The organism is Garicola koreensis (assembly GCF_014195445.1).
Classification (GTDB): domain Bacteria; phylum Actinomycetota; class Actinomycetes; order Actinomycetales; family Micrococcaceae; genus Nesterenkonia; species Nesterenkonia koreensis.
Genome location: NZ_JACIBT010000001.1, coordinates 865,158 through 880,292, shown reverse-complemented (window position 1 = coordinate 880,292; position 15,135 = coordinate 865,158). Strand labels below are relative to the sequence as shown.

The following is a 15,135-nucleotide window of genomic DNA, read 5'->3' as shown; positions in this document are numbered from 1 at the left end:
GCTTTGGTGCGGTGTTAGGGACTTCATGTGAGTACCAGTGCGTTAGGGCCAGCCGCGCCTCGAATCCCAGCAGAGCTGAAGGTGCTGATCGCCTCAGCGTTCATCATCGCTATCGGCTTCGGCATCGTCGCGCCTATTCTGCCGCAGTACGCGTCCGACTTCGGAGTCTCCGCCTTCGCGGTTTCCGCGGTGGTCTCCGCCTTCGGTCTCTTCCGACTCCTATTCGCCCCGGCGTCCGGAAAACTCACACAAGCGCTGGGGGAGACCCCGGTCTATGTGATCGGGCTGCTGATCGTTGCGGTCTCAATGATAGCCACTGCGTTCGCACCCAACTTCGAATTGCTGCTCATATTCCGCGCCCTGGGCGGTATCGGCTCCACGTTCTTCACCGTCTCCGCGATGACCTTCTTGGCTCGCAAGGCGCCGCCCCGGATTCGAGGACGGGTCTCGGGGGCCTATGCCTCAGCCTTTCTCATCGGCAACGTCGCCGGGCCCCTGCTTGGCTCCGGGCTCCTGGTATTCGGCCAGCGCGTGCCATTCCTTGTCTACGGCGGTGCACTGGTGCTTGCGGCCGGGTTCGTCTTCATCATGCTGCGGGGTACCCGGCTGGAGGATCGCAACAATAAAGACACTCGAGAACGCGCCACCCTGGCAGAAGCGTGGGCACAGACCAGCTACCGCGCAGCCCTCACCTCAGCATTCGCCAACGGCTGGGCAACTTTCGGGGTTCGGAACTCCATCGTGCCGCTGTTCGCGGCGTCCGCGTTCGTCGGCGGAGGGTGGGTCATCGACTCCAGCCAGCTCGCCGGCGTCGCACTAGCCGTCTTCGCCGCCGGCAACGTCGCCGTGGTCCTCACCCTGGCCAAACGGTCTGACGAGTGGGGGCGCCGTCGCCCCATCATGGTCGGCCTAACGATCGCAGCGGTGGCCACAGGGTTCCTGGGCCTCTCGCCTGAACCGTGGGTGCTGCTGGCGCTGAGTCTGATCGCAGGTGCCGGCACCGGGCTGATAGTTCCTGCTCAGCAGGCCGCTGTTGCTGACATAGTAGGGGAGGGGCGAAACGGCGGCTCGGTCGTCTCCACTTTCCAGATGAGCCAAGACCTCGGTGGAATCCTCGGCCCGCTGCTAGCAGGGTTCCTCGTCGATTACCTCGATTACGCCTGGGCGTTCGGCATCACCGGATTGATCATGCTAATCGGTGCCGCTGCATGGACCGCCGCGCCAGAGACGCTGCCCAGCAAAACCGATTCCGATCCTTAAACAGATTCCGCTAGCTGGGCGACGCGAGAACAGACCTCGGAGGGGCAACAAGGGGGGCCGGATCAGCTGAAACGGGCCCACTCGGGCCGAGGCTTGCCCAGCACTGCGGCGTCGATTTCGGTGTCTGGGAATGAGCGGCTGTGGCGGTATTGGGTGGTGTAGAAGATCGCCCCGATGAGCAGCCAGGCGCCCATCGCGATGAACGAGGGCATCGTCAGTTGAGCAGGTGAGCCCGGTGCCAGCAGCAGCACGGTGAACGCCAAAGCGACGAGGACACCAGCGGCGGCCAGCAGCTTCAGGGGGGTGGAGGCGGAACCTTCGACGTGTTCGCGGTCCTTGTGCCCGGACCATTGGAACATCTTGTATGCACAGGCGCAGGTGTAGAGGAAGGCGAAGGTAAACCCGATCGAGGCCATATCGACAATCCAGCTCAAGGCGTTGCGCCCAAACCACGGGGCAATCAGGCAGACGGCCATCACGAAGATGACCCCCACGTTTGGGGTTTTGAACCGAGGGTGGATTTGCCGGAACGCGGAGGGGACCATGTGTGCTCGTCCCATGGCGAGCAGTACCCGGGACGAGGCGATGTAGAAACCGTTGAGCCCGGTGGCGATGCCGGTCCCAGCTCCGAGGCAGAGCACGGTCAACCCCGTGACTCCCAGAGTGTTGGTGATCACATCGGCGGTGGCCCAGACTGGCTGATCGCCGAGCAGCTCTTGCCACGGCTGCCCGGAGGCGGTGGTAGTGATCATCGCCAGGTAGATCGCGGTGGCTGATACCAGCGACCAGAAAATCAGTGGGAAGGCCTTCTTGGCCGCGAAGTTGAACTCTTCGGCGGTCTGCGGGATGTTGTCGAAGCCGATAAAGGCCCACGGTGCTATGGCCACGATCGCCAATACTCCGGCGATCGGCGCGGTGCCAGGGGCAAAGACTGGTTCCATGTTGCTGATCTGTCCGTCTGGGGAGAAGAGGACTCCGATGAGCATGAACAGCACGGCAGCGATCATGACTACGCACAGCCAGAACTGCAGTCGTGAGGAGTTGCCGCCGCCTCGAATGTTGATGGCAGCGAAGATCACCAGCGCAGCACAGGCGATCAGTACTTCGCCGAGGTAGACGTCCCATCCGGCGAGGTTATAGAGGTGGACTTGTTCGACGACTTGCGGGAAGACGTGTTTGCCCAGCAACGCCAGAGCTGAGGCATTCAGTGCGACGATCGAGACATACCCTAAGGTCATAAACCAGGCGCAGATGAAGGCATGTGTCCTGCCGAACCCAACCAGGGTGTAGGCGAAGGCCCCACCTGAGACGGGAAAGACGCGGGCGAGGAATCCGTAGCTGACGCCAACCACAATCATCAGGCCGCCGCCGATGGCCATGCCCAGCAGAGCGCCGAGGGGACCAGCGGTTCCTATCCAGTCTGCGGGCAGGATAAAAGCGCCCCACCCGACCGCTGATCCCAGGGAGATCGCCCACACCCAATGCGGATGGAGATTCTTTACCAGGCGGCCTGACGGTGCCTGCTCTGTAGCCTTAGTCATCGATGAATACCTCAACTGGTGGGAACCACGGTTCTGGCGGCTACCCCGATCGTAACGGCTGGGGCGCCACGATAGGTCTACGTGTGGGCGTGGCGGGCGATCCTGGAACGAGACAACCGCCGGACCGCGTATATTGGTTTTCATGATAGAGCGTGAACCCCAGGGAGGAGTTGTGAGCAATCAGGACTCCGAGCAGGCGCCGCTGGTTGGGATCCTCGGCGGGATGGGGCCGGCTGCCACAGTCGACTTCTACTCCAAGCTGATCGCAGCCACCCCCGCGGTTACAGACCAGGAGCACCTGCGGGTGATGATCTGATGAGTCACAAATTAACCCGAGACCTTGCATCCTTGACATCTCAAGGAGAACCGAACGAATACTCCGACGCACGCTCGCTTGAACTTACCCAGCAAAGTGTCCAGTATGGTCGCAATCTTGGGGCAGCCACGATTGCCTATGCGGCAGAACAGCAGGGAGCTAACCTTGATTGGCTTACCACACGGAGCCTATGGGCAGTTTTCAACGACCGGCGAGTAGCGATCCTCGGCCACTTCGGCACTGAATCTTGGCTTGCTTCCGCGGTGGTGGGGGACAAACTACTGGCTAAGGAGCTGATGAAGGCTGCAGGCGTCTCGGTTCCTGCTGGTCGCGGCGTATCCTCAGCAGAAGACGCCATCCAAGCACAGCAGGAAATCGGACAATCGGTCGTCCTCAAACCGGTCCATGGCAACATGGGACGTGGCGTTACTGTCAACGTCACAGACCCTGACGATATCCGTGAGGGCTTCGTTCGAGCCGCCAAGGGCAAAGCAAGCGTCCTAGTCGAACAGTATATTGACGTTGTGGCGGAGTATCGTGCTCATGCGAGCTCAACGGCGTGTGAGGGAGTTTTTCGCAGACTTCTTCCCAACATCACCGGGGACGGTCATTCGACTGTCGTTGAACTCATTGAGCAGAAAAACGAAATACGACGCCACAATCCATCCACCCGACTGGCTCCGATCCCTATAGACGCCGTCGCGGAGGGTTTCCTGCGGCGTCGGGGACTTACGTTGGACTCTGTCCTTCCACAAGGCAGACGCGTGGACGTCCGCGATGTCAACGGTATTACCAGCGGTGGTGATTCGGAGCAGTGTTGGGATCTGGTCAGCGACCCAGTCAAACAAACCGCCGTCGCAGCTGTCGCAGCGATCCCGGGTATGGACTGGGGTGGGGTTGACCTTGTCGTCGATCACAAGACTGGCATTCCGTACGTCATAGAAGTTAACAGCGACGCGGCCATCAACGGTTCAACGTTCCCTGTCTTTGGTGCGCCACGTGACCTTGGCAAGGTGCTTTGGCGCCGGATGTATGCGCGTTCAACTCCAGAACCGACTGGAGCGGCGCAGATTCCGAAACTCCTGGACGTCCCACGTCGTCTTGGCTTCTCCTTCGATACAACTGATGGCGAGAAAGTGACTCTCTCAGACTTGATGCAAAGGAAGCTTCGAGCAAACGGCTGTCGGATCATTAACCACAACCGTCGAATCTGGTCTGCTGAGACGCCGGAGGAAGATCAACTGTGGTTCGGCTCTGTGCTCAACGAGAGCGATCCTGCGATCGCCATCTACCCGGTACGCAGGCCGCTTCTTCTTCGCGAAATCCTGCGCAAATCTCGGGTCGCGAGGCCTGCGAGTCGTCGTGTCCAGACCCGCGAACAGTTGGCTGCCTTTTGCGAAAGAGTCGGCGATAGCGTGTCAGTTATGCCGGCGCGCAAGTCCTTGGGAAGAGCGCACTCGAAGCTCATCGAACGTGTGGGCCAGATCGATGAGTCGATCCTCGCTGGAAGTCACAACTGGTTCGTCCAAGCCCGTCGTCCCGGCTTACGATTCAGCGTTATTGCATCACCCCATGAGGCTCTCGCGGTGATTGCACCATCCGAACAGGCTTCACCTAGCGAAAACGTTGTAGAGGAGGTCGCCCAACTTGCTGCTCGCGCGGTTCGAGCTGTGCCGCATCTACGGTGGGCGGTCGTTGATGTTATGCGGCGCTATCCAGAGCATGAGACGCGAAAGCGTCCGAATGCCGTAGTCGAAGAACTTTCCCTCAACCCGACCTTCAGCGGTGCGAGCGAACTGGTAGCCGGATCGATGGATAAAGTACTTGACCTATTAATCGCAGGCGCCCGACCGTCAGCTCCCGATGGAGCAGCAGGACCCTCGGAAAGTCCTCAATAGAAGCTAAACGATACTCGCGGAGCGCTCGCGAGGATTCTAGAGCGTAGGGCCTGCCAGGTTGAGCCATTCATCCCGCGTAGAACGTGGCTGAACAGACGACATGAACTAGGTGACCATGCTTATCGGTGCCGCTACATGGATCGTTGCGTCCGAAACGCTGCCTGTCGAAAGTGAAGACGCCAATGCTTCCGTCCGTCGTCGCGGAGCAGGCATTCGGCCTTGAGGGTACGGTGGATGCGTGCCCGGGCCGAACGACTATCCAATCGCGATTCATATGCGTGGTCTGAGCCATGCTGGCCTGAGCACCGTGCTGCTGGAGCGGGAGTGCTTAGCCGTCGGGTTATCCACGTGGAGAACCTCCGAGCAGACTTTCATCGCTTCCGCCGCTGACGGGCAAGGCATCTCGTTCAACAAGTCCGGCACGGTGCTCAACTCACGGCCTGCCGGTCCGCTGACCACCAATAAGCACTCCACCCGCCTGCTCCTCCAAGGTGCAGGAGTACCGGTTCCCCGCGGGCGGCGTTTCGACCAAAGCAACATTGCCGCAGCCACGGCATACGCCGAAGAGCTCGGCTACCCGGTGGTGCTCAAACCACTCCACGGCGCCCAGGGACACGGGGTCGTGACCGGGATCTCCAGCACAGAAGACCTTGAATGGGCTTTCCAGGACGTAGCCTCCAGCACCTATGCTCACGACGACATCCTCGTGGAAGAACAGATCGACGGCGAGGCCTACCGCATCATCGTGGTGGGCGACCGGGCCGTGTCCGCTCTGATCAGCCGCCGCGGAGCCATCACCGGAGACGGAAGGCATACCGTGCGTCAGCTGGTGGAGCAGCGCCAAGAGCTGCGAACCCAGAATCCCCACCTGATGAGCCGGCCCATCAGCATCGATGAGCGAATGCGGCATCTGCTGGAGCGACAGGACATTACGTTAGGCACCGTGCTCACCGAGGGTCGCGTGGTGGAATTCACTTATGGCTCCAACACCCAAATGGGCGGCGAACCCGCCCAAGTGCTGCCGGAAGTCCACCCCTCGATCCTGGAAGCCAGCGTCAGTGCCGTTCAGGCGTTGCCAGGACTGGGCTTCGGCGGCGTCGACTTTCTGGTCCCCGACATCAGCCAGCCGCTGAGTCAGCAGCGGGCGGGCATATGTGAGGTCAACTCACTGCCGGCCATCGATTCCCACGAATACCCGCTCTACGGCGCAGCCATGCCGGTGGCCCGGGACATGGTGGCCGCCTCAGCGCAGCACAACGGCCTGGCGCTGGGTGAGCATCGTGACTCTGTGAACCTCAAGGTCACCATCGACGCGCCTACAGCCACCTGGCGCTACCGCCGCTGGTTGCGAACAAGGGCGCGGAAAATGCGGCTGCGCTGCCGTCTGCGGACTGACGACCAGGGCCGGTTAGCCGCCGAAGTGTTGGGCGATGCCGGCCACGCCGCCGTCTGGCTTGCGCTCATACAGGACAACCGACACCGGATCCCCGTCCGGGAGGTGGAAACCGTCCATGCCTGAACAGCACACAGAGCGCCTCCACACCGCCGGGTCTCTGAACCGGGGCCAGTACGACGCGATGTGCATCCGTGCAGCGCTGGCGTCGCGGCGGCTGCCCACCACCAGTCTTCCCGGCCAGGTGGTCTTCACCTCCGAGCAGTCTGGGCAGCCGCTGGCATTCAACCAACTCAGCTCCTACGGCGCCACCTACGGGGGGTTCGGTCTGGTGAAGACCTCACGCCGGGCCTGGCAGGTGCTCCGCCGCTCCGGGGTGCCGGTGCCGCAGTCTCAGACATTCGCCCCGGACGCCCAGGCCGCAGCTGCGGCCTACGCACAACGCATCGGCCTGCCCGCGGTGGTCTCCTCGCTCACCGGCACCTACCGGCGCACCGCCCACGACGCCGACTCCCTCAGCAAGGCGTTCGGCGAGGTCGCTGAGCGGGTCAAGGGTCAAGTGCTGGTCCACAGCACCGTCCCTGGGGAGCTGATCCGGCTGATGGTGCAGGGCCAGCAGGTCCTGGCCGTGAGAGCCCAAGGCCACCGAGGCGCACTACACCCGGAGGACCTTGACCCTGCTCTGCTGCAGCTGGCAGTGGCCGCAGTGGAGGCCATTCCAGGGTTGGACCTGGCAGCGGTCACCATCTCCGTCCCCACCTCCGACCCCCGGCTCAAGAACAGCGACGTCGACAGGCAGCCTCTGGTGGAACGGGTGATGCGTTCTCCGCACCTGCGCGACTTCGCGGCCGGTTCCCGCAGGGAAGCGCTGCGGCTGGCCGACCAGCTGGTGCAGAATGCAGCCCGAGAACTGGATATCTCGCTGGCTGAGTCGAGCGCGCGGATCTCAGCTGATCTCGTCTTTACCGGCGTGCCGGATCCGGATTCATTCGTCGCCGAGCTGGCCGCCATGGTGAATGCGCTGGGCAGAGTCACCGTGGTTCGCGAGCCGCAGAGCGTCGCTGACGGTGCCGAACTGAGTATGCGCGGACCGGCAAGTGATGTTGCACTTGTCACTACTCAATCCATAGCAGGCTTCGCCAATGGAGACTCTGCCCACCTGGTGCACTGCCGACCGGCATCGGGGGATTGAAGATGAGGCTGCAGGCGCCAGCCGCCAACAAGTCGAATAGAGTCAATTCTTACTTACAAGATATGAATATACTATAGTGTTGGAGCAAAATTGACGTCAGGAAGTTTTCGAGTTCTTATTCTGCGGCTCCCCGTAAGCGGTGGGCGCGGTCGCGGGTCCACTGGTTCATGGCTGACGGCGCCCGAGGGCTTTGCGCACTCTTTAGAGCCCTCAGCGCCGTTCGTCGAGAGTTCGGACTATGTCATCGCATCCCTTCCGATCGGAACGCTTTCGACAGACGTGGCCGTGTCACACTCGCCTGAAAGCGATGAGTTCACTGCCGGTCTCGCCAAGTTCAGGGTCCGGGTTGGGGAGATGCAGGAACTCGGCGTCAATGCAGTTCACTTGGCTTCGGGCAGCCTCTCAGACGTTGGGCAATCTGACGTGAAGGCGCTATTGGACGCGCTTGATGAACAGAACCTCAAACGCTTCGGTGCTGGGCGAAGCCTCTCTGAAGCCCTAGAACCGTTGCGAGTGGAGATCCCGAGGACAGCAGGCGGCGGCCAGCTGAACTTTTATGGCTTTCATATGCGCCCCCGAAGCTCCTCTGGCAATTCGGCGCTCATTGCGCGGGAAGATCACGTCGGTCTTGCTCCACTGAGTACCGTGGAGGTCCCCAGACCGCGGCTAGAGACCACACGCATGGATGCATTTCACGTCGCCATGCCGTCCTGGCGGACTCAGTCTGCTTGGCGCAGCCGCCTCCAGTACTCTCTGGTGCATCAAATGCTCAACAAGGACTTTGACCTCGTCCTGGGTACCGGTACTGAGCGAATGCAGGAGGTCCATCGTAAGAGGGGACGGTGGGTGGTCTATGGACTCGGAGACAGTCCCGTCGCCTCACATGACCAACCAAGATCCTCCAGCAACACGGTCGAAGCGCTGCCATTCACACTGTGGGCCATGCTCGAAGTCCACGACTCCGAGGATTCTCGGCGTGTCAGCCTGAAGCTCTACCCGGTGCGCTCTGGGGCTGGGGGTCTGAACGACGTTGCTGTTGGTCCCGTATCTGGGGAGGACTTCGAGACGGTTGTCAATGCTCTGTCTGAGCGTCCGGTTAGGCCATGGCGGTTCGATAATCCAGCGATGACGACAGGTGCTGACGAACTGGGGCACCACCTGAAACTTGACCTAGGGGCATGGTCATCTGGTCTGCGTCCATCGCGGCTGGAAGCTCTAACGACGATGGGAGACCCGAACGAGTGGCCTCTTCAGAGTCCCGGCACGACTCTCGAGGATGCGGCGATCCGCTTCAACAAGCCCTCAGGCGCGATGACGCTCCCCCTTGGAGCCCAGGCGGCGGGCGCCGAGGTTTGGTGGCTGGCGGATTCGACTTCCGTAATCGATGCCGGTGACAGACGTTTCCTCACCAACGGGCCTACTGCACACGAGTCGGATGTCGGGTCCAGGATCGTTGGGGACAAGGCACTCACCGCAGAACTCCTGCAAGCCCATGGAGTGTCAACGCCGCGGACTGAGGTAGTGCGCTCGGCGGAGGATGCAATCGGCGCGGCGAGGACCATGACAGGACCGGTCGTGATCAAACCCAAGGGTGGCAATCAGAGCCGGGGAGTTGCCACAGACCTCATCTCGGATGAAGACGTCCGAAACGGGTTCGAGTACGCGTGTCAATATAGCGACGAGATCATCGTCCAAGAGCACATCGAGGTTGACCAGGAGATGCGTGTGATGGCCTCTCCTGATGAGGTTGTGGCCGTGAATGTGCGCGTTTTCCCGCATGTGATGGGAGACGGATCCTCTACGGTCCAAGAGCTGATCCGAGACAAGAACCTTCAAAGGGCGCGGAACACCATCTTTAGGCGCGGCGCGATCCCCATCGACGGGGTCACACTGCGCTTCCTCGAACGTCAGGGAATCACCTTGGAAGATGTCCCTGCGATGGGGGAGATAGTGACGGTACGCAATGTCGGCGGCAACAGCATGGGAGCCGATATCAAGCAGGACCTGGAAAACACCAGCCATGACGTCAAAGACACCGCACGCCAAGCAATCGCCGCGATTCCTGGGTTGGTCTGGGGCGGGGTCGACCTCATCACCGACCTGACGACTGGGAAAGCTTTCGTCATCGAGATCAACACCAACGCGGGATTTCTCTCCGCCGCCTTCCCCACCTATGGCCAATCCAGGGACGTCACTAAAGACATTTACCGGCTTCGATACGCCGACACGGCACCTGTACCGGCCTCAGATTCACCTATTCAGCTACCGGACGCGTCCACTCAACCCGTCACCCTGTGGACAACACACTGCATTGGAGCTCAGGAGAGCTCGACGATCGGTGGCCCGATGCATGACTCCTGGCTGAGGCAGGGTCTCTCCGTTGAACGAATCACCGATGAGGTCAGCATCATCGTGTCACATAGCGGGGTGCGCACCTGGGTCACCGCCGAAGGACGCACATCGGCTGATCGTTACGTCCTCCGAAAAGTAATGAGACACCATTACATGATGATCCAGCTCCTCGAAGAGGACTCGGTACCTGTCGTTCGATCCCAGGCCATCACCTCAACTAAAGGGTTGGTACGCTTCGTCAAAGGACGCACCACTCAAGTCGTCCTCATGTCGACGAAATCAGCATGGAACCAAGATGGCGTCCAGACCCTGACCGAACAAGAAGCCCTCGACCTCAGCGCTCTGCCTTTCCAACCCACCTGGGTCCAGGCCCGACCCTCGGGTCGCCACCTGAGAGTACTGGCCACACCCGACAAAGCCTGGGTCATCACCGAAGAGGCACCCCGCCGAACCCTCAGCGCAACCGAGGTTGAGGAAGCCAGTCGGGTCGCCGTCCGCGCAGTACGCGCGGTTCCCGAGCTGCGCTGGGTCGCTGTCGACCTGATCCTTCGCCGTCGCCGACTGCTCGATGGCCGACCCGACCCAGTACTTGTCGAAGGTATGTCCCTAACTCCGCGATACTCTCAAGATGATCACGTCATGGCGGGAGATTTCGATGAGTTCTGCCGCCACATCATTCAGTAACGCCGCCTTAGGCGCGATCCCGGTGTGGCTCGAGAAGCGAACCTCCGAAGGAGGTACAGGGAATTAGACCTCAGCGGTCGTTCCTCCATCGGCGTGGAGGGTTGTTCCGTTGACGTAGCTCGCTGCGTCACTGAGCAGGAACGCAACCGTCTCGGCGATCACTTCAGGTTGGGCAACTCGCCCGAAAGTCAGGGTCGTTGCCTGATCCAGTTGCTCCTACGTGTAGCCGGCGGTCTTTGAGAACGGCGTCTCCACCGTTCCTGGTGCGACACCGCCGGGTCAACGCTGACCCTTTTATAGGCCCGCGATAACGGCCCAGGCGACGGCGCCGACAACGTTGCGCGTCAGAGTTAATGAACCAGTCTCGGGTTTTTCACCCAACCAGCGGGCGGGTAGATTCACTGCTCGTTTGAAAGGTTGGATCCCGTGTCAGAACAGCAGAAATCATCCGCCTCGACTGGAGGTAAGCGTACCCGGCTGGGGCCTTCGGAGAAGTATGAGATCTACGTCAACATGCTCTCTGGTCAGGCCACTCAGCGTGAGGCTGCTGAGCGGTTCCAGGTCGATCGTTCGGTGGTGGTCCACGCCTGCCGGGTCGCTAAGCAGGGCGCTCTGGATGCTCTGGCGGCCTCGGTGCCAGGACGCCGGGCCACGACGAAGAGCGCTGAGCAGCGTCAGCTGGAAGAGGCCCAGACTGAGATCGAACGACTGCGGGCCACCGTCACTGAACAGGCGGTGGAGCTGTATCTGCATCAGGGAAAATCGCGTTGGGGCTAAACGCCGGCCTGGTCCCGCCGCGAGTAGACGCTACCGTCAAGGCCGGACTGTTGGAACTGGTGAACCACGCTGGCCGTGAGGGCAACTGGTCGCTCCGCCGGGCCGCAGCGGTCCTGGGGTTAGATCATGTGCGGGTGATCCGCTGGCAGCACCGGGCACAGACTGGCCAGCTCGATGATGCCCCGCCCGGACCGGATGAGGCGGCCCACGCGCTGCTGACCGCTGAGCGGGAAGCAACCCTGGACATCGCAGAAGGCTGGGCTGAGATTGACCGGTCCCATCGGAAGCTGGCCCACCGCGGATTCAGGTTGGAGGCCTTCTATGCCTCCGAATCCACGGTCCTGCGGGTGCTGCGAGAGGCTGGGCTGCGGCTTCCTGGACCCGCAGCCCGGGAACCGTTGGACCCTCGGACATGGCCCGAGTGGGCTGAGCTGGTACCTGGGGTGATCATGATTTACGACTTCACCCATTTCCCCCGAGCTGGCCGGTGCGTGGTCGCGGTCATCGACGTGATCTCCAAATACTGGCTCTCCACGGTGGTCTCTGCTGAGGAGTCCTCCACCCAGGTCGAGGTCGCCTTCACCCGGGCACTGGTCACTGACGGCAAAGAGCACCTGCTCGATGCCGAGCTGCTTCAGGAGCTGGCCACCGGGACTGTGCCCGATAATGATGAGCGGATCCCAGTGCTGCTGGCGATCTCCGATAATGGCCCGCAGATGACCTCGAAGGCCACTGCTTCGTTCATGGCAGGGGCGCGGATCGCTCAGCACTTCGGCCGCCCCGGTACACCGAACGACCAGGCGTGGGTGGAGTCCTTCTTCGGACACCTCAAAGCTGAGAACCCGCACCTGGAGAAGATCACCGACCCCGGGGCCCTGGAGTCCGAACTGGACCGGCTGCAGGTCCACTACAACACGATCAGATTGCACGAGGGCGTCGGCTATGTCACTCCCGAAGATGAACACTACGGCCGAGGTGGAGCTATCCGCGCTGCCAGAAGAGCCGGTCTGGCAAATGCTCGGGCTACTCGAATTGCCACACGACGAAAAACCCGGAAAGATCAATCATGAGACCCACCCGCTGGTTGGGTATTAAACCCGCTCACTGGTGCATTATCTCTGACACACCTCGGATCAAGGCTAAGTGGTTGGACGCAGAAGGGTGTTGAATGTATGGATGAAGATGCGTAGTGAAGCCCAATTCGGTGAACTGTCTGAGCACTCAGCTGCACCGCATGCCTGCTCCGCGCACACCCGCCACGAAGTGCTTTCCAACCTTCCGCTGCTCAAAGACCTGCCGCAGTCTGAGGTCACTGACCTCCACGCGCAAACGCGGGCGCCGGGGTACCGCGCTGAGGAAACCATCTATCACGCCGGCCAGCGTGCCGAGCACCTCTTCGTGGTCGCCACCGGGACGGTGAAACTGATGCGCACCGCAGTGTCGGGACAGTCCATCGTCACCGAGGTGCTCGGGCCGGGGGAAGCCTTCGGTGCCCTGGCGGACCTCGCGACCTACCCCGACAGCGCGGTCGCCATGCGGCCAACCTGCGCCCTCACAGTGTCGATGACCCTGATCCGCGGGCTCATGGAACGCTACCCGCAGCTGAGCATGACCACACTGGATCAGTTGACCCGGCGCTATGAACAGTCCCGGCAGCTGATCAGCCGGCTCTCCGCCGACAGTGTGGAAGCCCGCATCGCCGCCGCACTGATCGACCTGATGGACAAGCTCGGAGAGCGCAAAGGCGATGGGGTAGTCATTTCTGTCACCCAGCAGGATCTGGCCTCTATGGTCGGGACTACGCCTGAGTCGATCAGCCGCACCCTGGGCCGGCTGCGCAGCCAAGGCATCGTCGCCACCGGCAGAGGCCACACTGAGGTATTGGACGCCCGCAGGCTGGAAGAGCTCGCTGCTTGATCAATGTCATGGTACTGCCGCTGGCGGGCCGATAGCATGGAGACGCCCCGCAAGGGGGCACCTGAACTGCATCGAAGGGGAGGGTCCACCAATGACCACAGAAACGTCCAACATCACCCGCACGCTGCTGCGCGCTGAGGGGTTCTCCTGCCCCTCGTGTGTGGCCAAGATCGAAAAGCGCGTCGGCCGACTCAAAGGCGTCGAATCAGTCAAGGTCCACTTCGCCACAGCCAAGATCGAAGTTGACCACGACCCGGAGGTCACCAGCGTCGACGAGGTGATCGCCGCAGTGAAGAAGGCCGGCTACACCGCCCGCAAGTCAGCCTTCTAGGGGGAATGCCTCTAGGCCGGGCGGCAGCCGCTTGGCCCCATGAGCAGTGGTCGTCGTCGTTGTCCCAGGCCGGCACCCCCGGTCAGACCTGGAACTGCAGGTCAGGGAACGACGACGACCTTGCCTTCAGTATGGCCCGACTCCACCGCAGCCAGGGCCTCGCGTGCCTGGCTGAGCGGATACTGGGCGGTGACGTGTGGATCCACCAGCTCGTAGGAGATCACGTCGGTGATCTTCTCCAAGGTTTCCGGATCGGTGGGCCGGCCCTGGCCGCCCAGCTCTTCCGCGGTGGCCGGGTCCGCCGCAGAGACCACCCGGTCCGCAGAGACCGCGGCCGGGGCAACGCTGCGCAGCGCGTCCCCGCCCACCAGATCGACGATCAGGTCCACTCCGTCCGGTGCCAGCTCCGCCACAGCCTCGGCCACCGCAGAGTCTGAGGCGATGAAGGTGGCTCCCTTGGCCTCCAGCAGCTCCCGTTTAGCCTCAGAGGCCACTGCCAGCACCCGGAACTGGTGCACAGCGCAGATCTGGGTGGCCATATACCCCACACCGCCGCCGGCACCCAGGATCAGCACCGTCGCTCCGGCGTCAAGATCGCCCACGTGGGTGGTGTCGTAGGCGGTAGTGCCGGCCACCGGAATGGTGGCGGCATCGGTGAAGCTGACCTCTTCGGGCTTCAGGTGGGCGGTATCAGCGTCGAACAGCGTGTGCTCGGCGAATGCGCCCAAACCTGGCGCCGGGTGGCCCAGCACCTCATCGCCGGCGGAAAAGTCGGATACGCCCTCACCGACTGCAGTAACCACCCCGGCGGCCTCCCGCCCCATGGGTGCCGGCAACTCAGCACTGCGGCCCAGCAGGCCTTCGCGGATCTTCCAGTCCACCGGGTTGACCCCTGCGGCCCGGACCTGCACCGCTATCTGGCCCGGCCCCGGCTGCGGAGGTTCCCGGTCGATCAGCTGCTCGTGCTGCGGGCCACCATATTCGGTGAATACATAAACCTTTGACACCTGCGGCGTCCTCTCTGTGTGGGCTCAGCTCTGTGTGGGCTCAGCTGTTCTTGGTGGGCTCAACGGTGTCTGCCGGGTGCTCCGGCGGGGAGTAGACGGTGTAGAGCACCAGCGGCTCCTCGCCGGTGTTGCGGAAGTTGTGCAGGGTGCCGGCTGGCACCACGCACTGGTCGCCGGCCTCCACCGGGTGCTGGTGCCCGGCCAGATCAGCGTGGCCGGTCCCGGAGATGAAGGTGAGGATCTGGTCGCCGTGTTCGTGGACTTCTTCGCCGATCTCCTCACCGGCCGGGATGGTCATGATCACCAGCTGGGAGTGCTCTCCGGTCCACAGCACCCGGCGATAGTCGCTGGATTCGACTGCGATGTCGGCGATGGTGAAGTGGGCGATGTTGCCTTCCAGCGTGAAGTGCTTATCCATAGTGTTCAACCTTTCGTCCTTGATGTGACTGGTGAGAATGTGTGTCCAG

General features: G+C 62.0%; 14 protein-coding genes. 10 read left to right on the top strand and 4 right to left on the bottom strand.

What is annotated here, in order from left to right; all coding sequences use genetic code 11:
• Positions 1-27 precede the first annotated feature (27 nt).
• The gene (locus FHX47_RS04125; RefSeq protein ID WP_183357573.1) at positions 28-1,260 is read left to right on the top strand and encodes an MFS transporter; all 1,233 of its coding nucleotides are present in this window, start codon (positions 28-30) and stop codon (positions 1,258-1,260) included.
• A gap of 62 nt (positions 1,261-1,322) precedes the next feature.
• Here FHX47_RS04125 and FHX47_RS04120 read toward each other — a convergent pair whose 3' ends face one another.
• Positions 1,323-2,801: an APC family permease gene (locus tag FHX47_RS04120; protein ID WP_183357572.1), complete on the bottom strand. Its 1,479-nt coding sequence runs from the start codon at positions 2,799-2,801 to the stop codon at positions 1,323-1,325.
• 142 nt (positions 2,802-2,943) lie between these two features.
• Here FHX47_RS04120 and FHX47_RS04115 point away from each other — a divergent pair, with 142 nt between their 5' ends.
• The 5 genes from FHX47_RS04115 (at position 2,944) to FHX47_RS04095 (ending at position 10,636) form a co-directional block, all read left to right on the top strand.
• Complete coding sequence (locus FHX47_RS04115) at positions 2,944-3,117, top strand: hypothetical protein (protein ID WP_221205978.1); 174 nt, start codon at positions 2,944-2,946, stop codon at positions 3,115-3,117.
• The gene (locus FHX47_RS04110; RefSeq protein WP_183357571.1) at positions 3,117-5,015 is read left to right on the top strand and encodes an ATP-binding protein; all 1,899 of its coding nucleotides are present in this window, start codon (positions 3,117-3,119) and stop codon (positions 5,013-5,015) included. The genes FHX47_RS04115 and FHX47_RS04110 overlap by 1 nt, the downstream gene beginning before the upstream one ends.
• A gap of 274 nt (positions 5,016-5,289) precedes the next feature.
• Positions 5,290-6,534: an ATP-binding protein gene (locus FHX47_RS04105; RefSeq protein ID WP_183357570.1), complete on the top strand. Its 1,245-nt coding sequence runs from the start codon at positions 5,290-5,292 to the stop codon at positions 6,532-6,534.
• Positions 6,527-7,600 (top strand): ATP-grasp domain-containing protein, encoded by a 1,074-nt coding sequence (locus FHX47_RS04100; RefSeq protein ID WP_183357569.1) that lies wholly within the window; start codon positions 6,527-6,529, stop codon positions 7,598-7,600. Before FHX47_RS04105 ends, FHX47_RS04100 begins: the two co-directional genes overlap by 8 nt.
• 90 nt (positions 7,601-7,690) lie before the next feature.
• Complete coding sequence (locus FHX47_RS04095; RefSeq protein ID WP_183357568.1) at positions 7,691-10,636, top strand: CapA family protein; 2,946 nt, start codon at positions 7,691-7,693, stop codon at positions 10,634-10,636.
• Between the two features lie 63 nt (positions 10,637-10,699).
• Here the strand turns inward: FHX47_RS04095 and FHX47_RS10945 are convergent, their stop codons facing one another.
• Positions 10,700-10,828: an SDR family oxidoreductase gene (locus FHX47_RS10945; RefSeq protein ID WP_281376199.1), complete on the bottom strand. Its 129-nt coding sequence runs from the start codon at positions 10,826-10,828 to the stop codon at positions 10,700-10,702.
• 234 nt (positions 10,829-11,062) lie between these two features.
• Here FHX47_RS10945 and FHX47_RS04085 point away from each other — a divergent pair, with 234 nt between their 5' ends.
• The 4 genes from FHX47_RS04085 (at position 11,063) to FHX47_RS04070 (ending at position 13,661) form a co-directional block, all read left to right on the top strand.
• Positions 11,063-11,413, top strand: coding sequence for a hypothetical protein (locus FHX47_RS04085; RefSeq protein ID WP_221205976.1), 351 nt, complete (start codon positions 11,063-11,065; stop codon positions 11,411-11,413).
• Positions 11,404-12,483 carry an integrase core domain-containing protein gene (locus tag FHX47_RS04080; RefSeq protein WP_183357567.1) on the top strand — a complete coding sequence of 360 codons (1,080 nt, stop codon included), beginning with the start codon at positions 11,404-11,406 and terminating at the stop codon, positions 12,481-12,483. The genes FHX47_RS04085 and FHX47_RS04080 overlap by 10 nt, the downstream gene beginning before the upstream one ends.
• A 106-nt stretch (positions 12,484-12,589) precedes the next feature.
• Positions 12,590-13,330 (top strand): Crp/Fnr family transcriptional regulator, encoded by a 741-nt coding sequence (locus tag FHX47_RS04075; protein ID WP_183357566.1) that lies wholly within the window; start codon positions 12,590-12,592, stop codon positions 13,328-13,330.
• Positions 13,331-13,421: 91 nt separating this feature from the next.
• Positions 13,422-13,661, top strand: coding sequence for a cation transporter (locus FHX47_RS04070; protein ID WP_183357565.1), 240 nt, complete (start codon positions 13,422-13,424; stop codon positions 13,659-13,661).
• A 101-nt stretch (positions 13,662-13,762) separates the two neighbouring features.
• Here the strand turns inward: FHX47_RS04070 and FHX47_RS04065 are convergent, their stop codons facing one another.
• Together FHX47_RS04065 and FHX47_RS04060 are read right to left on the bottom strand one after the other, a co-directional pair.
• Complete coding sequence (locus FHX47_RS04065) at positions 13,763-14,668, bottom strand: alcohol dehydrogenase catalytic domain-containing protein (protein WP_183357564.1); 906 nt, start codon at positions 14,666-14,668, stop codon at positions 13,763-13,765.
• Positions 14,669-14,708: 40 nt separating this feature from the next.
• Complete coding sequence (locus FHX47_RS04060; RefSeq protein WP_183357563.1) at positions 14,709-15,086, bottom strand: cupin domain-containing protein; 378 nt, start codon at positions 15,084-15,086, stop codon at positions 14,709-14,711.
• Positions 15,087-15,135: the final 49 nt, after the last annotated feature.

Coding starts and splice junctions, on each gene's coding strand:
- FHX47_RS04120 (WP_183357572.1), bottom strand. CDS start 2,801: ATGACTAAGGCTACAGAGCAGGCACCGTCAGGCCGCCTGGTAAAGAAT.
- FHX47_RS04115 (WP_221205978.1), top strand. CDS start 2,944: ATGATAGAGCGTGAACCCCAGGGAGGAGTTGTGAGCAATCAGGACTCC.
- FHX47_RS04110 (WP_183357571.1), top strand. CDS start 3,117: ATGAGTCACAAATTAACCCGAGACCTTGCATCCTTGACATCTCAAGGA.
- FHX47_RS04105 (WP_183357570.1), top strand. CDS start 5,290: ATGCGTGGTCTGAGCCATGCTGGCCTGAGCACCGTGCTGCTGGAGCGG.
- FHX47_RS04100 (WP_183357569.1), top strand. CDS start 6,527: ATGCCTGAACAGCACACAGAGCGCCTCCACACCGCCGGGTCTCTGAAC.
- FHX47_RS04075 (WP_183357566.1), top strand. CDS start 12,590: ATGAAGATGCGTAGTGAAGCCCAATTCGGTGAACTGTCTGAGCACTCA.
- FHX47_RS04070 (WP_183357565.1), top strand. CDS start 13,422: ATGACCACAGAAACGTCCAACATCACCCGCACGCTGCTGCGCGCTGAG.
- FHX47_RS04060 (WP_183357563.1), bottom strand. CDS start 15,086: ATGGATAAGCACTTCACGCTGGAAGGCAACATCGCCCACTTCACCATC.